This is a genomic window from Amycolatopsis sp. WAC 04182, assembly GCF_003947465.1.
Lineage (GTDB): Bacteria > Actinomycetota > Actinomycetes > Mycobacteriales > Pseudonocardiaceae > Amycolatopsis.
Genome location: NZ_QHJJ01000004.1, coordinates 209,320 through 232,615, shown reverse-complemented (window position 1 = coordinate 232,615; position 23,296 = coordinate 209,320). Strand labels below are relative to the sequence as shown.

22 protein-coding genes and 1 tRNA gene are annotated in these 23,296 nt (G+C 69.9%); 10 read left to right on the top strand and 13 right to left on the bottom strand.

The features are described 5' to 3' along the window. Window positions 1-2 precede the first annotated feature (2 nt). The gene (locus DMH01_RS21295; protein ID WP_125679035.1) at window positions 3-2,603 is read left to right on the top strand and encodes a CHAT domain-containing protein; all 2,601 of its coding nucleotides are present in this window, start codon (window positions 3-5) and stop codon (window positions 2,601-2,603) included. 199 nt (window positions 2,604-2,802) lie between these two features. Here the strand turns inward: DMH01_RS21295 and DMH01_RS21290 are convergent, their stop codons facing one another. Next, window positions 2,803-3,243, bottom strand: a complete 441-nt coding sequence (locus DMH01_RS21290; RefSeq protein ID WP_125679034.1) for an SRPBCC family protein — start codon at window positions 3,241-3,243, stop codon at window positions 2,803-2,805. A 49-nt stretch (window positions 3,244-3,292) separates the two neighbouring features. Here DMH01_RS21290 and DMH01_RS21285 point away from each other — a divergent pair, with 49 nt between their 5' ends. From DMH01_RS21285 to DMH01_RS21270, 4 genes are all read left to right on the top strand, one after another. Next, window positions 3,293-5,257 carry an FUSC family protein gene (locus tag DMH01_RS21285; RefSeq protein ID WP_125679033.1) on the top strand — a complete coding sequence of 655 codons (1,965 nt, stop codon included), beginning with the start codon at window positions 3,293-3,295 and terminating at the stop codon, window positions 5,255-5,257. A gap of 74 nt (window positions 5,258-5,331) precedes the next feature. Continuing rightward, window positions 5,332-5,670 (top strand): hypothetical protein, encoded by a 339-nt coding sequence (locus DMH01_RS21280; protein ID WP_125679032.1) that lies wholly within the window; start codon window positions 5,332-5,334, stop codon window positions 5,668-5,670. A 202-nt stretch (window positions 5,671-5,872) separates the two neighbouring features. After that, window positions 5,873-6,805, top strand: a complete 933-nt coding sequence (locus DMH01_RS21275; RefSeq protein ID WP_125679031.1) for a TauD/TfdA family dioxygenase — start codon at window positions 5,873-5,875, stop codon at window positions 6,803-6,805. Between the two features lie 61 nt (window positions 6,806-6,866). Then, complete coding sequence (locus DMH01_RS21270; protein ID WP_125679030.1) at window positions 6,867-7,091, top strand: antitoxin; 225 nt, start codon at window positions 6,867-6,869, stop codon at window positions 7,089-7,091. Window positions 7,092-7,160: 69 nt separating this feature from the next. Here DMH01_RS21270 and DMH01_RS21265 read toward each other — a convergent pair whose 3' ends face one another. The 5 genes from DMH01_RS21265 to DMH01_RS21245 form a co-directional block, all read right to left on the bottom strand. Next, window positions 7,161-8,114, bottom strand: a complete 954-nt coding sequence (locus tag DMH01_RS21265) for a prephenate dehydrogenase (protein ID WP_125679800.1) — start codon at window positions 8,112-8,114, stop codon at window positions 7,161-7,163. Window positions 8,115-8,162: 48 nt separating this feature from the next. After that, window positions 8,163-10,181, bottom strand: a complete 2,019-nt coding sequence (locus DMH01_RS21260) for an NADPH-dependent 2,4-dienoyl-CoA reductase (protein WP_125679029.1) — start codon at window positions 10,179-10,181, stop codon at window positions 8,163-8,165. A 9-nt stretch (window positions 10,182-10,190) separates the two neighbouring features. Further along, entirely contained in the window at window positions 10,191-10,727 is a 537-nt protein-coding gene (locus DMH01_RS21255) for a PadR family transcriptional regulator (RefSeq protein ID WP_125679028.1), read from the bottom strand. 113 nt (window positions 10,728-10,840) lie between these two features. Further along, on the bottom strand, window positions 10,841-11,689 hold the full coding sequence (locus tag DMH01_RS21250) for an SAM-dependent methyltransferase (protein ID WP_199745579.1): 849 nt from the start codon (window positions 11,687-11,689) through the stop codon (window positions 10,841-10,843). A 27-nt stretch (window positions 11,690-11,716) separates the two neighbouring features. Next, window positions 11,717-12,184: a MarR family winged helix-turn-helix transcriptional regulator gene (locus DMH01_RS21245; RefSeq protein WP_125679026.1), complete on the bottom strand. Its 468-nt coding sequence runs from the start codon at window positions 12,182-12,184 to the stop codon at window positions 11,717-11,719. A 144-nt stretch (window positions 12,185-12,328) separates the two neighbouring features. Between DMH01_RS21245 and DMH01_RS21240 the strand changes: the two genes are divergently transcribed. Continuing rightward, a complete protein-coding gene (locus DMH01_RS21240) occupies window positions 12,329-13,276 on the top strand; it encodes an alpha/beta hydrolase (RefSeq protein WP_125679025.1) in 948 nt (315 codons plus the stop codon). Between the two features lie 125 nt (window positions 13,277-13,401). Then, entirely contained in the window at window positions 13,402-14,619 is a 1,218-nt protein-coding gene (locus DMH01_RS21235) for an esterase family protein (protein WP_125679024.1), read from the top strand. On the opposite strand, the gene DMH01_RS21230 is transcribed toward DMH01_RS21235, so the two are convergent. After that, window positions 14,620-15,450 (bottom strand): oxygenase MpaB family protein, encoded by an 831-nt coding sequence (locus DMH01_RS21230; RefSeq protein ID WP_125679023.1) that lies wholly within the window; start codon window positions 15,448-15,450, stop codon window positions 14,620-14,622. It lies immediately after the preceding gene. Between the two features lie 45 nt (window positions 15,451-15,495). Continuing rightward, window positions 15,496-16,398 (bottom strand): hypothetical protein, encoded by a 903-nt coding sequence (locus DMH01_RS21225; RefSeq protein ID WP_125679022.1) that lies wholly within the window; start codon window positions 16,396-16,398, stop codon window positions 15,496-15,498. 132 nt (window positions 16,399-16,530) lie between these two features. Here DMH01_RS21225 and DMH01_RS21220 point away from each other — a divergent pair, with 132 nt between their 5' ends. Beyond that, window positions 16,531-17,127 (top strand): DUF4383 domain-containing protein, encoded by a 597-nt coding sequence (locus DMH01_RS21220; RefSeq protein WP_125679021.1) that lies wholly within the window; start codon window positions 16,531-16,533, stop codon window positions 17,125-17,127. 70 nt (window positions 17,128-17,197) lie between these two features. Here DMH01_RS21220 and DMH01_RS21215 read toward each other — a convergent pair whose 3' ends face one another. The 3 genes from DMH01_RS21215 to DMH01_RS21205 all read right to left on the bottom strand — a co-directional run bounded on the left by DMH01_RS21215 (window position 17,198) and on the right by DMH01_RS21205 (window position 20,208). Next, window positions 17,198-18,187 carry an SCO0930 family lipoprotein gene (locus DMH01_RS21215; RefSeq protein ID WP_125679020.1) on the bottom strand — a complete coding sequence of 330 codons (990 nt, stop codon included), beginning with the start codon at window positions 18,185-18,187 and terminating at the stop codon, window positions 17,198-17,200. A gap of 82 nt (window positions 18,188-18,269) precedes the next feature. Then, complete coding sequence (locus DMH01_RS21210) at window positions 18,270-19,643, bottom strand: adenylosuccinate lyase family protein (protein WP_125679019.1); 1,374 nt, start codon at window positions 19,641-19,643, stop codon at window positions 18,270-18,272. Between the two features lie 25 nt (window positions 19,644-19,668). After that, a complete protein-coding gene (locus DMH01_RS21205) occupies window positions 19,669-20,208 on the bottom strand; it encodes a DinB family protein (protein ID WP_125679018.1) in 540 nt (179 codons plus the stop codon). Between the two features lie 99 nt (window positions 20,209-20,307). On the opposite strand from DMH01_RS21205, the gene DMH01_RS21200 reads away from it, so the two are divergent. Further along, window positions 20,308-20,383 (top strand) — tRNA-Lys (locus tag DMH01_RS21200). A gap of 92 nt (window positions 20,384-20,475) precedes the next feature. Here the strand turns inward: DMH01_RS21200 and DMH01_RS21195 are convergent. After that, window positions 20,476-21,381 carry a class F sortase gene (locus DMH01_RS21195; RefSeq protein ID WP_233621628.1) on the bottom strand — a complete coding sequence of 302 codons (906 nt, stop codon included), beginning with the start codon at window positions 21,379-21,381 and terminating at the stop codon, window positions 20,476-20,478. A gap of 69 nt (window positions 21,382-21,450) precedes the next feature. Further along, the gene (locus DMH01_RS21190) at window positions 21,451-22,536 is read right to left on the bottom strand and encodes a hypothetical protein (RefSeq protein ID WP_125679017.1); all 1,086 of its coding nucleotides are present in this window, start codon (window positions 22,534-22,536) and stop codon (window positions 21,451-21,453) included. Between DMH01_RS21190 and DMH01_RS42765 the strand changes: the two genes are divergently transcribed. Beyond that, window positions 22,499-23,245: a hypothetical protein gene (locus tag DMH01_RS42765; protein WP_158633247.1), complete on the top strand. Its 747-nt coding sequence runs from the start codon at window positions 22,499-22,501 to the stop codon at window positions 23,243-23,245. The genes DMH01_RS21190 and DMH01_RS42765 overlap by 38 nt on opposite strands. Window positions 23,246-23,296: the final 51 nt, after the last annotated feature.

Sequence of the window (23,296 nt, the reverse complement as noted above, 5' to 3'; positions counted from 1 at the left end):
TAGTGCGTGTGCCCGTGCAGCTTCCTGTCGTCGATCCCGTAGCCGAGGCGGCGGCCGATCTGCACCGTCAGGCGAGGGCCGCGGCCTCCGATCACGGTCCGGGCGCGGCCATCCGGTTGCTGCAGCGTGGCTTGGCGCGCCTCGGGCCGGTCGAATCCGGCAGTGTCGAACGGCTGGCGATCCGCGTCCGGATCCTCATCAGCCTGGCGGCCGCGGAGGCGGAGGTCGCGTCCCAGCAGGACGGATTCGCCCGGCTCTCCGAGGCGGAACAGGTCCGGCTCCAGTTGCCGGAAGGCGACATCCGACGCGAGCTGAGCTTCACCGTCGTGCTCCAGCGAGCCGTGGTGCTGATGAGGTCCGGGCACCTGGACGAATCGCTCGCGCTGTACAACGCCGCGATGCCGAACCTCGTCGCGGAAGCGGCGAAGCACAGCCTTCTGCTCACCCGGAACCTGGTGAACCGGGCTTGGCTGCATCTCCAGATGAGCAATCCGGAGGCGGCGCACGCCGATCTCGTCGCCGCGCTCGACATCGCCGTCGAACACGGGCACCGGATGCTCGAAGGGAAGATCCGGCACAACCTGGGTGATCACGCCCAGTTGCTCGGCGACATCCCCGAAGCGCTCCGGCACTACGAACAGGCGGCCTCGATCTTCGTCACCGACGGGCCAGGCTCGCTGCCGCTCGTTCGGCTCGACCAGGCGAAGGCCCTGCTCACCGCCGGGCTCGCCGAGGAGGCGGCGCGACACCTCGACGAGGCGATCCCCGAACTCCGGGACAACGGCGCGCACCATCTCGTCGCGGAAGCGGAGGTCGCGCGGGCGGGCGCGGCCATCCTGGAGGGTGACCACGTCCTCGCGAAGAAGCTCGCGACGTCCGCACGGCGGAGCTTCCTGCGGCGTGGCAACGGCCGGTGGGCGGAGATCGCCGAGTTGACCCGGCTTCGCGCGGACGCGGTGAAGGTGCTGGCGGACCGGGAGAAGAAGCCGTCCGCGAAACTTCCGGAGCGGCTGGCCGATCTCGCCATCCGGCTCGCCGGGCTCGGTCTGCGCGACGAAGCGGGCGCGGCCCGGATGTTCGCGGTGCGGCTGCTGATCCGTCGCGAAGAGACGGTCGCCGCGCAGGAACTCCTCGCGCAGGTACCGAAACCGCGGCAGACCACGCCGATCGACCACCGGATGCAGCTCCGGTTGTGCCGGGCCGAACTCGCGGTGGCGTCGCATCGGCCGCGTTCGGCGCTCGCGCAGGCGCGGGCCGGGCTGGCGGAACTCGGGCAGATCCGCGACCGCATGGGCGGGCTCGACCTCGTCTGCGGGACCGCGGCGCACGGCGAAGAGCTGGGCAAACTCGCGCTCACGCTGGTGCTCAAGAAGGCGAGGCGCAGCGGCGCCGGGGCGAAGAGCCTGTTCGCGTGGCTGGAACGCACGCGCGCGCAGGTGTACCGCTACGAACCGCTGCCGGTCATCGAGGACCCCGCGCTCGCCCGGCACATCAACGAAATGCGGCACGTGCAGGGGACGATCCAGGCGCGGCGGCTGTCCGGTGAACCGGTCGGGGAGCTCGAGGAGCGCTACGACCGTCTGCAGCGGGAGGCGACGCGGCTCGGGTGGTACACCAGCCAATGGGGTCGTCCGCGTCCGGTCTCGGCACCCGAAGAGGTGGTGGAGCGGCTCGGCGATCGCGTGTTGGTCAGCCTGATGGGGTATCGCGACACCTTGTACGCGGTGGTCGTCGACCGCGGCCGGTTCCGGCTGCTGAAGCTGGGTCCGCTCGCGGAGATCGTCGAGACCGCGCGGCAGTTGCACGCGGACCTCGACGCGCTGGCCCCGGACAACCTGCCCGCGCCGCTGGTCGAGGTCGTCACCGGTTCCGCGCGGCGCCGGGCGGACAAACTGGACAAGCTGATCTCGGCGTCGCTGGCGAAGACCCTGGAAAACCGCGAGCTGATCATCGTGCCGATCGGCTCGCTGTACGCGTTGCCGTGGGGTGCTTTGCCGTCGCTGCACGGACATCCGGTGTCGATCGCGCCGTCGGCGACCGCCTGGGTGACCGCGACCGGGCGGCGGAGTTCCGGCCCGGTCCTGCTCGCCGGCGGGCCCGGTGTGCCGGGTTCGGTCGGTGAGGTGCGGAACCTGCGGACCGTGTACCCGCAGGCCCGCCTCGTCGACGGGAAGGACGCGACCAGCGACGCCGTACTGTCCGCTTTGGACGGTGCCGGGATGGCGCATCTCGTCGCGCACGGCGCGCACGAACCGGCGAACGCGTTGTTCTCGCGGCTGGAACTCGTCGACGGCCCGTTGTACGCGCACGAAACCGCCCGGCTCGCGAAGCCGCCGGAACGGGTGGTGCTGGCCGCGTGCGAGCTCGCGATGAGTCATATCCGGCCCGGCGAGGAAGCACTCGGTTTCGCCGGGACGTTGCTCGCGAGTGGTTCGCGGACGGTCATCGGCGCGATCGCGCGGGTCGGCGACAAGGCCGCCGCCGCGGCGATGTCCGACCTGCACCGGCGGCTGGCTTCGGGGACGGCGCCCGCTTTGGCGCTCGCGGAAGCGACCGCCGCCGATCCGCTGCGGCGTCCCTTCCTGTGCCTGGGCGCGGGCTGAAGGGGACTTTCGCCGCGTCTTATGCGACGAAAGCGCCCTTGGCCGCGTCCTATGCGGCTATGGCGTCCTTCACTTCCCCACAGGAGTTGTCCACAACCATCGCCACCTGTGGACAACTCCGCCGAGCGGCCCTTTCCCGCGCCCATCGCCGGTAGACTGGACTCGGGGTCGCCCCCCTTGGGAAGGGCGGGGGGTGGGGTCAGGTGCGTTCCGCGTGTTTCACCAGGCGCGTGGCCAGGATCGAGATCACGGTGCGCAGGGCCGTGCGGACGGCGGCGCCGGTGCCGGGCAGCGGTTCGGTGAACCGGCCGGTCCAGCGCAGATCCGTGCCGCCGGAAGCGTTCGGCGTGAACGAGACTTCGGCGCGATAGTCCTTGAGCGGCGCGAGACCCGCGAAGCCGTAGACGTGCTTTCGGTCCTGTTCGTACTCCAGCGTCTCTTCGTGGAGGTACACCGGCCACAGCCCGACGGCCCGGACGGCGCCCACCCCGTCCGCGTCCGGTTTCCGCGCCCAGCGCGAGTGGAACACCACCGGCTTCGCCCATTCCGACCACCGGGACCCATCGGCCTCCAGCGCGAACAGAGAAGCGGGCGAGGCGCTGCTCGTCCGGTTGACCTCGAAGGAGTACGTCTTGCCCATGTGGCGACGATAACCGCTCCGGCCGGCACGGATAAGTCAAGATAGGGGCGTGAGCACGACGCGCCGCGAGATCGCCGCACCACATTGGCTGGTGCAGCTGCTCCGCAGCACACCGGTTCCCATCCCGTGGAACATGGTCGCCCGCGCCGTCCTCGCCCTCGCCGTCCCGCTGGCCGTCGGCTACGCGCTCGGCGACATCGGGGTCGGCGCGCTCATCTCCACCGGCGCCCTGCCCACCGTCCTCTCCGAATCCGCCGGCCCGTACCGCTACCGCGCCCGGCGGCTCGGCGGCGCCACCGCGGCCGCCGCCCTCGGCTACTTCGCCGGGCTGATCACCGGCGGTATCCCGGCCGCGTCCATCCCGGTCGTCGTCGGTGTGGCGGCGGTGTCCGCGCTGATCAGCGCGGCGGGCAGCAACGCGTCGGTCGCCGGGCTCCAGATGTTCGTCTTCTGCGTCCTCGGCACCGGCCAGCACGTCACCGGCCTGCGCGTCGAAGTCCTCCTCGGCTACTTCTGCGTCGGCGCCGCCTGGAGCCTGCTCGTCGCGCTCGCCACCTGGACCTTCCGCGCCACCAGCCCCGAACGCGGCGCCGTCGCGCACGTCTACGTCGAACTCGCCGCGATGTTGTCCGCGACCGACGAAGCCACCTCCCGCGTCGCCCGCCACCAGCTGACGACCGCGATGAACACCGCGTACGACCGGCTGCTCACCGCGCGATCCTGGCTGTCGGGCCGCGACGCCACCTACCGCCAGCTGCTCAACCTGCTTTCGGCCAGCACTCCCGCCGTCGAGGCGTCGGTCGCGATGGTCAACGCCGGCCGTCACGCCCCGGACGACGTGATCGATCACTTCATCGCGACCTCGGCCGCCGTACTCGCGAACCAGGAGCTACCGGAGCCGCCCGAAGCGCCCGAAGACGCCGACCCGGTCCTCGCCGCGCTCTACGCCGGGCTCGGCCGAATAGGCAAGGGCGACAACCGGAAACGGCGCGAGGTCCAGCCATGGCACAAACGCCTTCGCGGCTGGGCGGGGTCGCTCATCTCCGGCCCGCTCACCTGGTTCGCCGCGCTCCGCCTCACGTTGTGCGTCGCGATCGCCGAAGTCGTCGCGCTGCTCGTCCCGTTCGAACGGTCCTACTGGATCACGCTCACCGTCGGCATCGTCCTCAAACCCGACTTCGGCTCGGTCTTCGGCCGCGCCGTGCTGCGCGGCATCGGCACGGTGATCGGGGTGGGCATCGGCGCGGCCGTACTCGCCGCGGGCGGCGAAGGCTGGCTGCTGGTCCTGCTGATCGCCGTGTTCGCGGGCGGCGTCGCGGTCGGCAAGGTCCGCAACTACGGCATCCTCAGCGCCTTCGTGACACCGCTGATCATCCTGCAGATGGATCTCGCCAGCACCGGAAGCTGGGACGTCGTGCTCGCGCGGCTCGTCGACACCGTGCTCGGTTGCGCGATCGTCCTGCTCTTCGGCTACCTGCTCTGGCCGGGCAGCCGGCGGCCGCAGGTCGGCGGACGGCTCGCCGACAGCCTCGACAGCCTGGTGAAATACGTCGACAAGGGGCTCGTGCTCGCCCCGTCGGGTGAAGCGCGCTTGGAACGTTCGCGTGCCCGTCGCCGCGCCTACCGCGCGCTGGCCGATCTGCGGACCGCGTTCCAGCAGGTCGTCGTCGAACCCTCCGCCGCCGGACGGCAGGCCGTCGCCTGGTGGCCGGTGATCGCCGGGCTCGAACGCGTCGCCGACGCCGTCACCGAGGTCGGTGTCACCCTCGGCCGCGGCGCCCCCGCCCCGGCCGACGCCGACATCGCCCTCCTGACGGCCGCCCTCACCGAACTCGCGGCCGCCGTCCGCGAAGAACGGGAACCGGCGGAGATGCCGATGCCCGACAACGAGCAGCTGTCCGGCGTCGTCGACCAGATCGGTGCCGCCTTCGACGCCGTGCGCGGCCCCGACCTCGTCGAACGTGCGCCGTTGCGGCTGGTCCGGCGGTTCCTGCCGTACCACCGCCGAGCCTGAGGGCCGACCACCCGGACGGGGGAGGGTGAGCATCATCTCGAACTAATGTTCGAGTTTTCACGCATAATCGACGCATGCTCGACACTGGTGACACGCTGCCGCCGGGGCCGCGTCACCTGCGCATGGTCCGGCCCAACCAGCCCGTTTGGGTCGATCTCACGCTGGTCTACCCCGTCGGCGCGGTGAAGACCCGCCTGCCCGACGGCCTGGATCTGACCGGCACCGTCCCCGGGCTGCTGGGGATGTGGCGGGCGACGACGACGGGGCACTGGGTCGGCTGGGTCACCTTCCAGCTCGGCCCGGTCGGCCGGGGCGGCACGACGCATTCGCAGTGGGTGCTGGCCGAGGCGCTGCGCCCGCGCGAGGAGCGGAACACGTGGTCGGGCAGTTTCCCCTCCGAGCGGAGGCGATGATCGTCCCGCTCGGTGGACGCTATTGACCGCACGCCAAATCACGCCCACGATGGCCCCGTGTCCGTCCACTGGGAGTCCGCGCCGACGCGTTCGGCCGGCGAAGGCGTCGCCGCTTTGCTCCTGCGCCGTGGACGGTTGGGCTCCCCGCCCGCGTAGCTCCTCATCTCGCCAAGTCATCCGACGGTGAATCCTGGGAGCACGTATGTCCATCGCCCTGCCCGACCGTGTCCACCTCCGCCCCGCGACCGTCCCCGATGGCGGGATCCTCGAAGGGCCGCGGCTGCTGCGGCGCCTGCCGGAAGGCGTCGAAGAACGCCCGTACGAACTTTTCGCGCTGCGTCCGCTGGGACGGGTGATCGGTGCCGAAATCGGCGGCGTCGACCTCGCCCGGCCGCTGACGCCCGCTCTCCACGCAGAGCTGAATCGCGCGCTGCTGGAGTGGAAGGTGCTGTTCTTTCGCGACCAGGACATCACTTCGGAACACCAGCGCGCCTTCGCCGCCAACTGGGGTGAGCTGGAGACGAACCCGTTCATCCCGAAGGGGGAGACCGAGGACACCACCCGGTTCACCCGCTCGGCGAGCATGCCCGCGTTCGAGAACATCTGGCACGTGGACGTCACCTTCCGGCCCGAGCCCGCGCTCGGTTCGGTCCTGCGGCTGATCGAGGTCCCGCCGGTCGGCGGCGACACGATGTGGGCCGACATGGCCGCCGCCTACGACAACCTGCCGGAAGACGTCCGCGAGCGGATCGACGGGTCGACCGCGGTGCACGACTTCATCCCCGGATTCGACCGCTTCTCCGATCCGGAACTGCTGCTGCGCCACCAGGACGCGTTCCCGCCGGTCGAGCATCCGGTCGTCCGCACGCATCCGGAAACCGGGCGGCGCACCCTCTTCGTGAACCAGGCGTTCACGACGCACATCGTCGGCATGGACCGCGACGAGAGCGACCGGCTCCTGCGGTACCTGTTCAGCCGGGCGCACATCCCGGAGTTCCAGGTGCGCTTCGGCTGGCGGCCGGGTTCGGTGGCCTTCTGGGACAACCGCGCCACCCAGCACTACGCCGTCAACGACTACCACCCGTACGCGCGCGTGGCCGAGCGCGTCGCCATCGTGGGCGACCGGCCGTTCTGAGCGTCCCCACGACGGGTGATCGCCGGGGCGTCTTCGCCGGTACCTGTGTGACGATGTGGCCATGGGCATCAACTTCGACGAATTGAAGAACAAGGCCACCGACGCTCTCCGCGAGCACAACGACAAGATCGAGGGCGGCCTGGACAAGGCGGCGGACTTCGCGAAGTCGAAGTTCTCCGGTCACGACTCGCAGATCGACTCCGGGGTCGAGAAGGCGAAGGGCTTCATCAACAAGTTCGACGACACCCCGGACACCCCGTCCCAGAACCCGCCGCCGGGCCGGTAACCCTCGGCGTTTCGTCCTCTGAATGCGGTCCTTGCACGCGCGACTACCGCATTCAGAGGACGAAACGCGTCAGGAGACCTCGCCGATCGCGGTGTCGCCGTCGATGGCCGTGATCCAGCCGCCGCGCTCGCCGAGCGCGATCAGGCCGTCCCGCGCGTCCGGCGCGCTCAGACTGACCCGCACCCCGGCGCGTTCCGCGTCCTTCGCGGCCGCGAACGCTTGCGCCCCTTCGTGACCCGCGTTGACCGTCACCGCGAGGCCACCCGTCGACGCCAGCGAGCCCCGTGCGGCGCCCAGCCGCCCGAGCGCTTCGTCGACGATCGGCAGCAGCGCGTCCCGGTTGCCCTCGGTCATCGCCCGCACCAGCGCCGGGCTCGACCCGGCCACCCGCGTGCCGTCCGTGTAGGACCCGGCGGCCAGCGACATCGCCAGCGGCCCGCCCTGCGCGCCGATCGTGGCCAGGATGGCCGCGAAGATATGCGGCAGATGCGAGATCCGCGCGACCGTCTCGTCGTGCGAGTCCGCCGGCAGCGGCACGACACGCGCGCCGACGTCCAGCACCAGCTGGGCGACCTCCGCCCAAGCGGTCAGATCGGTGTCGTGTTCGACGCCCAGCACCCACGCCGCGCCGCCGAACAGTGCCGGATCGCTCGCCTTCCAGCCGGAGTTCGCCGTCCCGGCCATCGGGTGCCCGCCGACGAACTTCGCGTACGGCGCGCGACGGCGGACCGAGTCGAGCACCGGGGCCTTCACGCTGGTCACGTCGGTGAGCACGCAGTGCCCGGCGACCCGCGAAACGGTCCGGAGCACCTCCTCGACCGCGGGCAGCGGCACCGCGAGCACGATCATCGCGTCCCGCTCCGCCGCCTTGCCCAGCGCGGCTTCGACCTGCGTCGTCACGTCGAAACCCGCTCTGCTGGCGGCGTCCGCGTCAGCTTCGGAGGTCGTCGCCCCGAACGTGGTGCGGCCGATCGAATGCGCCGCGCGCAGCAGCGAACCACCGATCAACCCGAGCCCGATCACGCATACGTCCCGCACAAGGGTTCATCCTGCCATCTACAAGCCCACTCGTCAGAGAACGGCGGCGAGGCGGGTTCCCTGATCGATGGCCCGTTTGGCGTCCAGTTCGGCCGCGACGTCGGCGCCGCCGATCAGATGCACCGGCAGTCCGGCCGCGCGCAGGTCGTCCACGAGGTCGCGCACCGGCTCCTGTCCCGCGCAGACGACGACGTTGTCCACAGCGAGCACGCGCGGCCGGTCACCGACGGTGATGTGCAGGCCGTCGTCGTCGATCCGGTCGTAGGTGACCCCGGTGAGCTGCTCGACGCGTTTGGCCTTCAGCGCGGCCCGGTGCACCCAGCCGCTGGTCTTGCCCAGCCCCGCCCCGATGCCGGACTTCTTGCGCTGCAGGAGGAACACCTGCCGCGGTGACGGCTCGACCTTCCGCTCGGTCAGCCCGCCCGCCGCCCGCTCGGGATCGGTGACGCCCCATTCGGCCATCCACGCGTCCAGATCGAGCGCGGGGGAGGTGGTGTGTGTCAGGAACTCGCTGACGTCCACGCCGATTCCGCCCGCACCGATCACGGCGACCTTGCCGCCCACCGGTTTCCCGTGCCGGACGACGTCCACATAGGACAGAACCTTGGGGTGGTCGATACCGGGGAGCGACGGCACCCGCGGCGTGACGCCGGTGGCCAGGACGACCTCGTCGAATCCGGCGTCGACCAGGTCGGCGGCGGCCACGCGCGTGCCGAGGCGCACCTTGACGCCGGTGACCTCCAGCCGTCGCGTGTAGTACCGGATGGTCTCCGCGAACTCTTCCTTGCCGGGGATCTTCCGCGCGATCCCGAACTGGCCGCCGATCTCGTCGTCCGCCTCGAACAGTTCGACCGTGTGCCCGCGTTCGGCGAGGCCGGTCGCGGCCGCGAGCCCGGCGGGACCCGCGCCGACGACGGCGACGCGTTTGGTCTTGCGGGTGGGCGAAAGCGTCAGCGTGGTCTCGTGGCCCGCACGCGGATTCACCATGCAGGACACCAGTTTCCGCTTGAACGCGTGGTCGAGACAGGCCTGGTTGCAGGCGATGCAGGTGTTGATCTCGTCCTCGCGCCCGCTCTCGGCCTTGCGGATCCATTCCGGGTCGGCGAGGAACGGCCGCGCCATCGACACCAGGTCCGCGTCACCGCTCGACAGCGCCTCCTCGGCGACCTCGGGCATGTTGATCCGGTTCGACGTGACCACCGGGATCCCGACGTGCGGTTTGAGCTTGCCGGTCACCCACGTGAACGCCGCACGCGGCACGGACGTGACGATCGTCGGCACCCTCGCCTCGTGCCAGCCGATGCCGGTGTTGATGATCGTGGCGCCCGCCTCTTCGACCTCCTTGGCCAGCGCGACGACGTCTTCCCAGCGCTGTCCGCCTTCGACGAGATCCAACATGGACAGCCGATAAATGATGATGAAGTCCTCGCCGACCGCTTCGCGTGTGCGGCGCACGATCTCGACGGCGATCCGTCGGCGGTTTTCCGCGCTGCCGCCCCATTTGTCGGTGCGCTTGTTGGTCCGCTCGGCGAGGAACTGGTTGATGAAGTAGCCCTCGGAACCCATGATCTCGACGCCGTCGTAGCCCGCTTCCTTGGCCAGGAAGGCGCAATCGGCGAACGCGCGGATCTGGCGCAGCACGCCGTATCCGGAAAGAGCCCGCGGTTTGAAGGGGTTGATCGGAGCCTTGATACCCGACGCGGAAACGCTCAGCGGATGGTAGGAATATCGGCCCGCGTGCAGGATCTGCAGCGCGATCTTGCCGCCCGCATCGTGCACCGGGTCGGTGAGTCGCTTGTGCGCCTTGGCTTCCGCGCGCGTCGACAGCTTGGACGCCAGCGGCAGGAGCCAGCCGGTCCGGTTCGGGGCGAAGCCGCCGGTGACGATCAGCCCGACCCCACCGCGGGCGCGTTCGGCGTAGTACTCGGCCAGTTGCGGGAAATGCGCTTCCTTGTCCTCGAGGCCGGTGTGCATCGAACCCATGATCACCCTGTTGCGCAGGGTGGTGAAACCGAGATCGAGGGGGGACAGCAGGTTCGGGTACTGGCTCATCGCTGGTCCTTACGCATCGTGGTGGAATGCCCGGAGGACTTCCTCGAGCCACTCGACGTGGCCCTGTTCGGTTCGGATTCCTCCGCGCAGCACGAGGAACTGATGCAACGACTGTCCACTGAGGACGCTCGGGTCGGGGAAGTCGTGCTTCTCGATCAGCAGGTAGGCGTCGAGTCGTGCCGCGTGCGCGTCGCGATGCCGGGCGACCTCGGCGGCGACGGCGGCCGGATCGCCGAGGGTGGCGCCGCGGATCTTCACGGCGAGTTCCCTGGCGGTGGCCGACGGATCGGGTTCGGCGAGCCAGCGGGCCAGTTCGGCCCGTCCCGCGTCGCCGACGGTGTAGACCTTCTTGTCGGGTTTCCCGGACTGCGCGACCGGCGCGACCGCGACCCAGCCGGCGTCCTCCATCCGCTTGAGGACGCGGTAGATCTGCTGGTGGGTGGCGCTCCACCACAGTCCGATGGACTTCTCGAAGCGGCGCGTCAGCTCGTAGCCCGAGCCGGACCGCTCGGACAGGGAAACCAGGATCGCGTGCTCCAGCGCCATGCACCTAGTTTCATATGCACCTAGTTGCACTGCAAGGCGACGTGGGTCACAAAGCGCGTGAAGGCCCCCTTCCCTCGGCTGAGCCGAGGGAAGGGGGCCTTCACGGGAAAAAACTACGGCTTGCGGGCGATTCCCCCGATGACGCGGGACTCCGAAGGCGAAGCGGCGAAGATCGTCTTCTCGTCCGGATGCCACGCCGGCGCGTAGACCAGACCCGGCTCCAGCAGCGGCCAGCCGCCGAAGAACCGCCGGAACTCGTCCATGGTGCGCAGGAAACCGGGGTTTGTCGTGGTCTCGTAGTACTCGAGGATGTCGAGCAGCGCCTGTCGCTCCTCGTCGTTGGCCGGGTTCTCGTTGGTCATCTGCGAAAGCACCAGCAGTGAGCCCGGCGCGAGCCGGTCGCGGTAGAAGTCCAGCAGCGCGTCGGGGTCCTGCTCGTCCTTGATGAAGTGCATGACCGCGTTGACCACCAGCGCGATCGGCTCCCGGACGTCGATGATGCCGGAGTCCATCACCCGGTCCCAGAGGTCACCGGGGTCGAACAGGTCGGCGGCGATCGCGTGGTGACGGTCCGGGTCCGCGGTGTCGGCGAGCAGCAGCGTCGAATGCGCGAGCGCGATCGGCTCGTTGTCGATGTAGAGGACGTGCGTGTCCTCCTGTGGCCGCGCTTCGTCGGCGACCTCGTGCACGTTGCCCGCCGTCGGCAGGCCGGAACCGATGTCGACGAACTGGCGGATGCCCAGTTCGGCGCAGCGCCGCACGGCCCGGCCGAGGAACTGCCTGCTGGTCTTGCAGTAGTCGCCCATGAGCGGCAGGCGCTCGCGCACCTTTTCGGCGAAGTTGCGGTCGATGGCGTAGTGCGTGTCGCCGCCGATGAAGTAGTCGTAGACGCGGGCCGCGGACGGCCGGTCCAAGCTGTTCTCGACGGCCTTGAGCGCCGCGTCGTGATCGATCATCGTCATCCCTTTGTCCGCGCCGGAAATCCCATGCTAACCGGCCGGGACGTAGGCCTCGCGGTAGGCGTTCACGGATTCGGTCAGGCGATCGAGTTCCGCGCGGGTGCGGGCGAGACCGGCCGCGTCGAGCCCCATGGCGTCGCCGATGATCTTCGGGATCCCGCTCGCGCGTTCCCGGAGCCGGGCGCCGTCCCCGGTCAGGCTGATGCGCACGGACCGTTCGTCGTCGGCTTGCCGGACGCGCTCGACCAGCCCGGACTTCTCCAGCCGTTTGAGCAGCGGCGACAGCGTGCCGGAGTCGAGGTTCAGCACGGTGCCGAGTTCCTTGACCAGCCGCTCGTCCTCCTCCCAGAGCGCGAGCATCACCAGGTACTGCGGATAGGTCAGGCCCAGATCGTCGAGCACCACGCGATAGAGCGCGGTCACGGCCCGCGATGCCGCGTAGAGCCCGAAGCACAGCTGATCGTCCAGGCACAGCGATCCGGTGTTGTCCGTCGGCATCGGTCCTCCTCGTCCCATGGTGCGTCGATCATGCCGCAGACCGCCACTCGAGTGAGCCAAATCTCCTTGAGTACATTTTAGTTGTGCACAACTGAGTTGCGGGCTATCTTCGGTCACATCGACTTCGGCTCCCAGGAGGCAGAAATGACCGCCAACCCGCACAACCTGGCCCTCGAACCGGCCGCGCAGGCTTTCGTGGAGGCCACCGCCACCCCGCCGTTCCTCTTCCAGCTGCCGCCGGAGGAAGGACGCAAGGCCGTCGACGAGGTCCAGGGCGGCGACGTCGAACTGCCCGCCGCGGACGTCGAGACCACGCACGTGGACGGCGTCGAGGTCCGCATCGTCCGGCCCCAGGGCGTGACCGGCCCGCTGCCCGTGATCGTCTACATCCACGGTGCCGGCTGGGTCTTCGGCAACTTCCACACCCACGAGCGCCTGGTCCGCGAGCTCGCCGTCGGCGCGGGCGCGGCCGTCGTCTTCCCCGAATACGACCGCTCGCCGGAGGCGCGCTACCCGGTCGCCATCGAGCAGAGCTACGCCGTGGCGAAGTGGGTCGCCGAGCACGGCGCCGAAAACGGGCTCGACGGCACGAAGATCGCGATCGCCGGGGACTCCGTCGGCGGCAACATGACCGCCGCGCTCACCCTCCTCGCGAAGCAGCGCGGCGATGTCACCTTCCGGCAGCAGGTGCTCTTCTACCCGGTCACCGACGCGAACTTCGGCACCGAGTCCTACCGGCTGTTCGCCGAGGGCTACTTCCTCGCCCTCGACGGCATGAAGTGGTTCTGGGACCAGTACACGACCGATCCGGCACAGCGCGCGGAAATCACCGCTTCGCCGCTGCGGGCGAGCCTCGACGACCTGGCGGGTCTGCCGCCCGCGCTGGTGATCACCGCCGAGGCCGACGTCCTGCGCGACGAAGGCGAGGCGTACGCCGCCAAGCTGCGTCAGGCCGGAGTCCCGGTGACCGCCGTGCGGTACCAGGGCATCGTGCACGACTTCGTCATGCTCAACACGCTGCGCGGAACGCACGCCGCGGAAGCCGCGATCGCGCAGGCGATCGGGGTGCTGCGCACCGCACTCGAAGGCTGAGCGCCTTGTCCAGGGTGACACGCGTCACCCTGGACAACACTTTCCGGTGGTCGCACGTCTCTTGATCCAGATGTGGGAAGTGCGGTGCAGGGGGCGTGCCGCCGCCGGAGAGGGACACGATCGCCATGGGACTGGGACTGAGTGCCATCCGGCTCGATTCCACACTGAACCTCGTCATCGTCGTGGTGCTGGCCCTGCTCGCGATCGTCGCCGTGCCGTTCTTCTGGGAACGCTGGCGCCGCAAGCTTCTCGGCCGCAGCGGCACGATCCTCGTCGCGGTGGTGCTGATCGTGGTCAGCACCGCGATGGGCGGGAACATGATCGGCGGGTTCTTCCCGACGGTCGGTGCCCTGTTCGGCACCGGCGTGTACTCGGCGGAAAACGTCGACGCCGTCGCCGGCGAGAACGGCTCGGACCTCGACAAACTGCGTGACGCCGGGGCGATGCGGGCCAAGGAGGGCAAGGGTTCCGTCGTGCACATGACGGTGACCGGCAAACGCACCGGCCTCACCCGCGACGTCTCGGTGTACTTCCCGCCCCAGTACTACGATCCCGCGTACCGGTCGCTCAAATTCCCGGTCATCGAATGGATCCCGAACTACCCCTCCGGCCCGGAAGTGGTCACCGGCCCGTACGGGATGCCCGCCAGGCTCGACGAAGCCATCGCGAAGCACGTGCTCCCGCCGACCCTGGTGATCATCCCGGACCCGACCGGGAAACCGAAGGTCGGCCACGACACCGAATGCATCGACGAGGTCAACGGCGCCGCCAACGACACTTACCTGACCGCCGACATCCGCGACTGGGCGATCGAGAAGCTCGGCGCGAGCACGCAGCGGAAGGCGTGGACGATGGCGGGCTGGTCCTCGGGCGGCTACTGCGCGATGAACCTGGTGACCCGGCACCCGCAGTGGTACGGCCAGGCGGCGAGCGTCAGCGGCTATTACAAGGCCGCGGTGGACGCCGAGACGGAGAACCTTTTCAAGGGCAGGCAGGACATCGTCGACGCGAACACGATCACCTTGAACCTGCAGAAACACCCGTCGCCGGTCGACATCCTCGCGATCGCGGGCGACAAGGAAAGTTTCGAGAGCTTCTCGCTCGACCAGCTCCAGTCCGCGGTCCGCGCGCCCGCGACGCTGTCCCTTTGGCGGATCCCGGACGCCGGGCACAACATGAACACCTTCAAGGCGCAGATCCCGGACGTGCTGGCGTGGATCGGCGCGCGCACCGCGCCGCCGAGCGCGCCGCAGGACAAGAAGATCATCGGCAGCGGCGGGGTCAAGCCGTGGCCGCTGCCGAACACCGGTGCCAAGGGCGCGCTGGTCGACGTCGTCGAGTAGCTAGGCGCGGTATGCCTTGGGGTACAACCGAAGCCGGTCGGGAACGCGGTTACCGACCGCCCTCGTGACCCCGCCGAGGCGCCGGAGGCGGCGCTCGTCCGCGTCCGTCCACTTGAGACTCAAGCGGTCGCGAAGCGCCTGGGGCAGCAAGCCGATCGCGCACAGGGTCAGCACGTTCCCGCCCGCCGGCCGGACGGGACGCCACAAGGACTCCGGCAGGAACCACCACGGCGGAGGCGGCGTGTCCCGCATGGTGATCGAGTGGAGCAGTTCCCGGACCGTGTGGTTGTCCTCGAGCCGATTCGCGACGACGTCGTCGAAGTAGGCGTCGAATCCTTCGATGTCCTCGGGCATGTGGTGCTCGCGAAGGCCGAGCAGCAGGCCGAGGCGTCGCCATTCCGTGTAGAAGCGGCGCTTTTCGGCGTGGGACAAGGGATGTATGAACACTTCCTGCATGCGGACCGTCGTCCAGAACGTCGATCCGTGCACCCACCAGTAGGCCTCGGGGTTCGGCGCGTGGTAGCGCTCGCCGTGGTGGTCGACGCCCTTGATCGCCTTGTGCAGCTCGCGGAGCCGCTCGGCCTCCGCGATCGCCTCCCGGCCGCCGAAAACCTGGCACAGCAAGGAATCGATGGTCCGGTCGAGGCGGCCCCACGGGTCTTCGGTGTAGTTCGAATGGTCGTGGACGCCGGCGCCGACCACCGGATGAGCGACCTGCAGCAGCAACGCCGTCCCCGCGCCGAGCAGCAGTCTCCGGTCGCCGACCACTCGCCAGGCGACGGAATCCGGTCCGAGCGGGGCCACGGCGGGCAGACGGGCTTCGGTGCTCATGACGACCTCCCGGAAGAGTGGCGTGCGGCCACTGTCCCACCTTGTTTACAGGTCGTCAATAGCCGGTCGAAGCGCCTTCACCACCTCGGTCACCCGCCTGCCGGCGCCGGGGTAGGTGGTCGACACCGGTTGGGACGTCAGGACGACGACGATGTGGCGATCGTCTTCGCCGACGGTGCCGGAGCTGTGCAGGATCCGCGAGCCGCGGCAGCACGCCCAACCCTGTTTGACCGACCAGCGAAGGGAACCGACGGCGTCCGGGATGCCGAAGTACTGCCGGACGCCGTCGGATCCGCTCTCCGTCGCGCCGCTCAACGCCCGCATGATCGTCGTCCGCGTTCCCGCGCCCGCCTGGTCCAGCAGGTAGCGGTAGATCTTCGCGACGTCCGCGGCGGTGATCCGGGTGTCGCCCCAGCGGCCGGGATCCTCGGGCGGACGCGTGCCGGCCAGGCCGATCTTGGTCGCCCACCGGGTGACGATGGCGGGGCCGCCGTGGGCCGTCCACAGCCTGCTGGCGATGTCGTCGTCGCTGGCCGAAAGCATCCGCTGCACGGTGCTCGCCGGTGTGCCGGCTTGTAGCGCTTCCAGCGCGATGAGGAGTTTCACCAGCGAAGCCGAGGTGTACGGCCGGTCCGCTTTGACGGAGACCGTGGTCTTCTTGGCGGTGCGGTCGTAGACGACCACGCTCACCTGCCCGCCTGGGACGAGGCCTGGGAGTGCGTCGGTGTCGACGGACTTCGGCGGCGGTCCCGGCGCCGCCGAGGAGGACGGGGGCGGGGATTCGACCGGTTCCGCTTCGGGTTCCGGTTCGACGGTCATCACCGTGTCCCCCGACGCCGCGGCCGCGACCACCGCCGGGCCGGGGCGTGGCGGCGGAATCAGCACCATCGCGAGAATGGCTCCCAGGCACAACCCCACCAGGAGGACTACTCCGCTCACCTTGCCCACACGACTTCTTGCCCGGATCACCCGATCGTGTTCACGGCTAGGCCGTTCGGCCGCCTCGGTTTGCCCGGGAGGACCCCGGGGTATCCGGCGTCCAAGCCTGAATTCAGGTCGCCAACTCTGGGAGGCGGAGCAATGGCACGTGCACAACGCGCTCGTATCCGGACGGCGGGTCTCCAGCCCGCGCAGGTTCTCGCCGGGCTGTCGAGCCTGGCCTTCCTGGTGTTCGGGATCGTGGGCTTCACCAGGACCGGGTTCGCCGATTTCGCCGGCCGCAGCGACGCGACGGTGCTCGGGTTCTCGGTGAATCCCCTCTACAACCTCGGGTTCGTCCTGCTGGGCGCGATCGGTCTGCTGCTGACCTTCGGCTCGGGCCGGTCCAGGGTCTTCGGTCTCCTGACGTTCGCCGCCTTCGGGGCGCTGTTCGTCTGGGGTCTGATGATCACCGGGACCGTTTCGACGAATCCGGTTTCAGAGGCGGGGAACCCGTTCAACCTCAACGCGACGGACAACTGGCTGCACCTCGGCCTCGCCGCCCTCGGGCTGCTGATCGCGTTCCTGCCCGCGCGGCACAAGGTGCTGCTGCCGGAGGACGAAGAGGAGAACGTGGTGGCGGACCGGGCCGACAGCGCCACGGTCGTCGAGCCCCTTCCCGACGGCTCGCGACGGCCGAAGCATGAAAAAGGCCCGACCGTCGCTCGGGAAGAGCGACCGCCGGGCCTCGCCCACTAGGCGGTGTCCTGTGGGTCTGTTCGATGGGCGCGGAGACCGCGAACATGACTTGCAGGACAGCGCCTAGGTCTCAGTAGCCGTAGTCCGGGACGGGAGCGCCTTCGTCCTTCTTGGGGGCGGCGTTCCCGCTCTGGGCGGCCTTGTTCTTCACCGGCGCGGTGCTCTTGCAGCCGGCGGGCTCGATGACGAACCAGGTGCCGCCGACGCCGTGCCCGTTCGCCTCGCCGGCGTTCGCGTCCTTGGCGTAGCGGTAGACGGCCCATCCGCCGACGGTGACCTGCGTGGTGCCGTCCGCGCGCTTCACCGTGCCGAGCAGCTTCTGGTCGATGCCTTCGAGCTGGACCTCGCCCTCGGCGAGCACCGGCGGCCAGGCCTTCGCGCAGTCACCGTTGCAGGTCGGCTGCTTGTTCTTCTTGTCCTTGGTGAACATGTAGAGGGTGAAGCCCTCCTTGTCCACAATGGCCGGTCCGATACCGTCGACGTTGCTCGCGACCAGCTTCGTGTCGCCGTCTTTTTGTTCGGCAGGAGCCTCTTTGGCTTCCTTGGCCGCCTGGCCCGCCTTGCCGCCCTTGGCGTTCGCGGCGTACCAGGTGCTGCCGACGCCCTGTCCCTTCGCCTCGCCCGCCTTGGCGTCCTTGGCGTAGCGGTAAAGCGCCCAGCCGCCCACAGTGACCTGCTTGCGTCCGTCGGCGCGGGTCACTTCGCCGACCAACGCCTGGTCCACGCCCTCGATCTGGACGTCGCCCTCGGCCAGCATCGGCGGCCAGGTCTTCGCGCAGTCACCGTCGCAATTGGACTTCGGCGGCTTCGCACTGTCCTTGTCGAAGCGGTACAAGGTGAACCCGTCCTTGTCGACGAGCACCTGGCCGAGATCACCGGCTTCGGCCACGGCCACCTTGGTCTCACCCTTGGCCGCGGGGGCGTTCCCTCCCGCGCCGGCCACCGCGGCGGCGGGAGCGACGGCCGGCGCCGCCGTCTCGGTGCCACCGGAGCAGGCCGACAGCGCGACCAGGCCCACGGCCGCGGACGCCGCTGCGACGACGAAACGCTTGCGAAGCATGGGATTTCTCCTTGTTCGTAGGGGTTCCGCGGCTTGGCGCGGTGAGCTTGTACCCCCTACACGGAGCCCGTGCGGGACCGGTTCAAGGAGTTTTCGGATTTTCTTCGCGGGCCTCCAGCGCGGCGTCGGTCAGCACTCCGGCCGACCCGGTGTAGTTCGCCGGATCCAGCAGCTCGGCGAGGGAATCCGCGGGGAGGACTCCGGTTATCTCCGGCAGGCCGGAAAGAACCTCGCCGAGTGGCTTGTCCTGCTCCAGCGCGAGCTTGGACGCGCGTCCCAGGACGTCCTTGGCCCGCGCCTTGCCGAGCAGCGGGGCGAGCACGGTCGACAGGCGCTCGGAGACGATCTGGCCGTGCGTGAGGCCGAGGTTCTCGCGCATGCGCTCGTCGCCGACCACCAGACCGCGGGCGAGTTCGGCCGCCGTGTGCGCGGCGCCGCCGGTCAGGCGCAGGCATTCGCGCAGCAGCTGCCACTCGGCGTGCCACGCGCCCGCGGACCGTTCGTCCTCGGAGACCAGGGCCTGGGTGACGCCGGTGGCCAGCACCGGGACCTGGAGCGCCGCTGACCGGATCAGCGTCGCGAGCACCGGGTTGCGCTTGTGCGGCATCGCCGAGGAACCGCCACGGCCCTCACCCGCCGGTTCGGTGACCTCACCGACCTCGGTGCGCGTCAGGAACTGGACGTCGACCGCGATCTTCCCCAGCGCGGCGGCCGTGAACGCGAGAGCGGCCGCGAGGTCCGCCGTCGGGGTGCGGAGGGTGTGCCAGGGGAGCGTGGTCTCGGCGAGACCGGTCTCCTCGGCGAAGGCCGTCTGGAGCCGCTGCGGATAGCCGTCGGGCAGGTCGGCGAGGCGCGCGTACTCGGCGTACGCGGCCCTCGTGCCCGCCGCGCCACCGAGCGAGACCGGCAGGACGACCCGGTTCAGCCTGTCGAGCGCGTCGAGCGTCAACTGACGCCAGCCCGCCGCCTTGAGCCCGAACGTGGTCGGGACGGCGTGGGCGGTGAGGGTGCGCCCGGCGATGATCGTGTCGCGATGCGCGCGAGCGAGGTCCCGCAGCGCGTCCGCCGTCGCCTCGAGGTCGGCGACGAGGATCGCCCGTGTCCGGGCGGCGACCAGCATCATCGCGGTGTCGAAGATGTCCTGGCTGGTGGAGCCGCGATGGACGTACTCCGTGCCGGCGGCCTCGGTCAGCTCCTTGATCAGCCCTACGACCGGGTTCGCCGTCTCACGAGCCGCCCGCGCCAACGCGACCACGTCGATCTCGACCGCCGCGGCGGCCTCGGTGATCGCCTCCGCGGCGGCCCGCGGGATCAGCCCGGTACTGGCCTGCGCCCTGGCGAGCGCCGCCTCCGTGTCCAACAGCGCCCGCACCCAGGCGAGATCACCCGTCGCCGCCTCGGCGGGCGTGCCGGCGCGGACCGGGGACAGGAGGCCGGAATCGGGATCGGCGTTCATCGGCCCAGCATCGCATTTCAAGGTTTCAGTGGCCTGTCCTCCCGTCGATGCGCTCGCGCAGCAGATCGGCGTGGCCGGCGTGACGCGCGTACTCGGCGATGTGACGCGTCAGCAGCCACCGCAGCGAGAACGGCTCCCCCTCCCGGCGGCTCCTGCCCGTGTCGTCGAGCGAGGCGGCCGCCACGATCTCCCGCGACCGCGCACACTCCTCATGCCAAGCCGCCCATGCGGCCTCGACGTCACCGCCGATGTCCTCGAAGTCCTGCTCAGGCCACTCGTCGGAGTAATAGAGCAGCGGGACGTCCTCGCCCGCGAACTGCAGGCGGAACCACCAGCGCTCGACGCCGGTGAGGTGCCTGAGCAGCCCGTGCAGCGACAAGCCCGACGGCTCGATCGGCCGCTGGGCCATCTGCTCCCGCGTCAGCCCCTGGCACTTCAGCTCGAAGGTGCGGCGATGCCAGTCGAGGGTGGACGTCAGGATCTCGCGCTCGCTCGCCACACGCGGAGGCTCCGGACGGTCGCCCTCCCAGCCGGCCGCGTAGTTCTCGTCGGGGATCGTGTCCATGCCCACGACCATGGCAGAGACCCCCGACAATTCCGTGGCGCTCCGGCGGCCGCCCCGGCATCCTGGTGGCCGACGGCGGTCTACTAGACTCGCCCGCACGGGCCGTTAGCTCAATTGGTAGAGCTGCGGACTTTTAATCCGTAGGTTCTGGGTTCGAGCCCCAGGCGGCCCACCATCAGTGCTCCGCTGACCAGCGGAAATCGCCGATTCGACGGCCAGTTCGCCTTTCCGGTGGCTCCGATTGGTGCCGTCTTGCGGCCTCATCGGCTAACTCGACGGTCCTGAAGCCCTGAGCGGACCGTGCGTGTCGTGTCCATCGCCGGCGACGCGGCTGCTGCCTCCTTCCAGCTGGGCGAAAACGATCACGTTGTCGCGGTAGGAGCGCGCGGTCCGGTCGAAGGAGCCGCCGCAGGTGATCAGCCGCAGTTCCGGGCCGCCGGTGCGGCCGTAGACCTCCTTGGTGGGGAAGCGATCTTTGGGGGCGTGGATGGTTCGGTGCACCACGAAGGCGACGACGGAGCCGTCCGCGCGTTCGACGGTGACGCGGTCACCCGCCGCGAGTTCGTGCAGACGGAAGAAGATGCCGGGCTGGGTCGCGCCGTCGACGTGACCGACGATCACCGCGGGCCCGGTCTGCCCGGGCGCCGGTCCCGGCTCGTACCAACCGGCCTGCATCGGGGTGGCCACCGGCGGGGTTTGCATCCGCCGGTTCGCGTCGAGGCCGAGCTTGATCAGCGACGAGTCGGCGTCGATTTTGGGGATGTGCACCGCGATCGGGGCCACCCGGATCGCGGGGTCGACGGCCGGCGGCGACGGCTGGGAGGCCGACGGTGAGGCCGGAGCGGCGGGCGCGGCGGCTATCGCGGCCGGTGACGTCGTGTCCGCGGTCAGGCTGATCACCAGCCCCAACGCCGCCGCGGCGGCCAAGGCGGAGGTGATCGCGCCGAAGGAGGGACGCGGTGTGAGGCGTGGCGAGTCCTTGTCCCGGCGCAACTCCCGACCGGCCTGGTGGAGCGTTTCCCAGCCGACCGCGGCGATGATCAGGAGGGTCGCGCTCACGACGGCGAAGCGGGTGTCGGCCGGCAGGAACGTGACGGCCGCCAGCATCCACGACAGGCCGACCAGCGCGAGCAGGACGAGCCGGGTCCGGATGGTTTCGACACCCTCGGTCATGACCCACTCCAGTCGAACAGGCGGGACGGTGTGGTGTGGCCGGGGCACGGCCACACCACACCGTTCCCCCTAGCGGAGGTGACGACGGCGCGCGGATACCGCCGTCACCAGGAGAAGGGCGATCACCAGAACTGCCAGTCCGCCACCGACGATTCCGCCGTCGATGCCCTGGTGATCATCGGCGGTGCCGCCACCGCCGGCCTCGACCGCGCCTGCCGGCACCGGGTACCCGGCGTCGACATGCTCGCCCGTGGACCCGTGGGTGGCCGCTTCCACCGAACCGCTGTGCGCCCCGGCTTCGTGGGCGCTGCCGACCGCCGACGAAGTGAGACCACCGTGATCGCTACCCACCGGGTAGCCGGCCGCGGTACCGGTGGTGCCGTGCACGGAGCCACCGGTCTGGTGACCGGCGGTGCCACCGGTTCCGCCGGTGCTGCCACCGGACGGCGAACCCGGGTGGGTTCCAGGTGGGTTCCCGGAGCCACCGTGCGGGTCACCGGTGCCAGGTGCCGGCACCGGAGCCGGAACGGGTGCCGGTGCCGGAACGGGTGCCGGGCCGGCGGGGGCGAGGTAGGCGGTGCCAGTGGTGCTGGCCTGCTCTCCGTTCGCCGTGGTGCCGGTGATCGTGACCGGAGCCGCGGTGGTGTTCGCGGCTGGTGTGATCGTTCCGGTGCACTTAGTGCTTTCCTTGGCGGCCAGCGTGCTGTCATCGCAGGTCAAGGCACCATTGGGGGTGGTGCTGGAGACGTTGCTGACGGTGCTGGTGCCGGTGTTGGTCACCGGGACGGTCATCGTCGCCGGTTGGTCGGCGGTGACCGGTACGGCGTCGTGCGGTGATCCGGCGTTGGTGCCGTTGACCGTGGGCGTGCCCATGGTCAGGTGGCACGAACACCCGCTGTCGCTGCCGGAGCCCGGCGGAACGGGTGCCGGGCCGGCGGGGGCGAGGTAGGCGGTGCCAGTGGTGCTGGCCTGTTCGCCGTTCGCCGTGGTGCCGGTGACCGTGACGGGGGCCGTGGTGGTGTCCGCGGCCGGTGTGAACGGCCCGGTGCACAGGGTGCTTTCACTGGCGGTCAGCGTGTTGTCGTAGCAGGTCAAGGCGCCATTGGAGGTAGCGCTGGTGACGTTGCTGATGGTTTCGTTGCCGGTGTTGGTCACCGGCATGGTCACCGTCGACGGCTGGTCGGCGGTGACCGGTACGGCGTTGTCCGGTGATCCGGCGTTGGTGCCGTTGACCGTGGGCGTGCCCATGGTCAGGTGGCACGAACACCCGGTGTCGGCCGGGCTGGTGGTGGTCGCACTGACCGTGCTGTCACCTGTGCCGGTACCGCCGGCGGAGGTCGCCGCTGTCGGCGCCACCGTTGGCTCGGCCGCCGGCATTGTGTTGGCGACGCTGGCTTCGTGTCGCGCGGTTCCCCCGGTGATCGCCGAGGTAGCGGCGGTCACCGGGCTGGACGAGCCGGATCGTGCGGTCAGCGCGGAGCTGACCGGCGCGAGGACTCGTGTCACGGGCGAGTCCGATCGGGTCGCCGATCCGCTGCCCGCCGAGGTGGCCGAGCTGGTCGAACCGGTGCCGGTCGTGGTCGCCGATGTGGTGGGTGTCGACGCGGATGCCGAGGTCGTGCTGGTCGACGCCGCCTGCCGCGGCTGCACGAGTCCCGACACCAGCGACGTCACGGTGGTCAGCGGGCTGGTGCCCGCGGTCGTGTCGGTCGCCTGGTTACTGGGTTCAGGAGGTCCGGTGGTCTCCTCGGCGTGGGCCACACCCACGCCGAGGAGCATCAAGCCACCTGCGAGTAACCCGGCCTGGATGGACCGTTTTACCCAGGTACGCATGAGAAACCTTTCCAAGCTCTGCTGGGGCTGATCAGTGATCTGTCATCAGTGATCTCTGGGGTGTCCAGCTGTCGTCAGCGAA

Bases quoted from the DNA above. Each gene is read 5' to 3' on its own strand.
- DMH01_RS21270 (WP_125679030.1), top strand. From the start codon at position 6,867: ATGGGCATCAACTTCGACGAATTGAAGAACAAGGCCACCGACGCTCTC.
- DMH01_RS21215 (WP_125679020.1), bottom strand. From the start codon at position 18,187: ATGCTTCGCAAGCGTTTCGTCGTCGCAGCGGCGTCCGCGGCCGTGGGC.
- DMH01_RS21245 (WP_125679026.1), bottom strand. From the start codon at position 12,184: ATGCCGACGGACAACACCGGATCGCTGTGCCTGGACGATCAGCTGTGC.
- DMH01_RS21260 (WP_125679029.1), bottom strand. From the start codon at position 10,181: ATGAGCCAGTACCCGAACCTGCTGTCCCCCCTCGATCTCGGTTTCACC.
- DMH01_RS21210 (WP_125679019.1), bottom strand. From the start codon at position 19,643: ATGAACGCCGATCCCGATTCCGGCCTCCTGTCCCCGGTCCGCGCCGGC.
- DMH01_RS21290 (WP_125679034.1), bottom strand. From the start codon at position 3,243: ATGGGCAAGACGTACTCCTTCGAGGTCAACCGGACGAGCAGCGCCTCG.
- DMH01_RS21235 (WP_125679024.1), top strand. From the start codon at position 13,402: ATGGGACTGGGACTGAGTGCCATCCGGCTCGATTCCACACTGAACCTC.
- DMH01_RS21205 (WP_125679018.1), bottom strand. From the start codon at position 20,208: ATGGACACGATCCCCGACGAGAACTACGCGGCCGGCTGGGAGGGCGAC.
- DMH01_RS21230 (WP_125679023.1), bottom strand. From the start codon at position 15,450: ATGAGCACCGAAGCCCGTCTGCCCGCCGTGGCCCCGCTCGGACCGGAT.
- DMH01_RS21280 (WP_125679032.1), top strand. From the start codon at position 5,332: ATGCTCGACACTGGTGACACGCTGCCGCCGGGGCCGCGTCACCTGCGC.
- DMH01_RS21195 (WP_233621628.1), bottom strand. From the start codon at position 21,381: ATGACCGAGGGTGTCGAAACCATCCGGACCCGGCTCGTCCTGCTCGCG.
- DMH01_RS21255 (WP_125679028.1), bottom strand. From the start codon at position 10,727: ATGGCGCTGGAGCACGCGATCCTGGTTTCCCTGTCCGAGCGGTCCGGC.
- DMH01_RS21220 (WP_125679021.1), top strand. From the start codon at position 16,531: ATGGCACGTGCACAACGCGCTCGTATCCGGACGGCGGGTCTCCAGCCC.
- DMH01_RS21275 (WP_125679031.1), top strand. From the start codon at position 5,873: ATGTCCATCGCCCTGCCCGACCGTGTCCACCTCCGCCCCGCGACCGTC.
- DMH01_RS21250 (WP_199745579.1), bottom strand. From the start codon at position 11,689: ATGACGATGATCGATCACGACGCGGCGCTCAAGGCCGTCGAGAACAGC.
- DMH01_RS21240 (WP_125679025.1), top strand. From the start codon at position 12,329: ATGACCGCCAACCCGCACAACCTGGCCCTCGAACCGGCCGCGCAGGCT.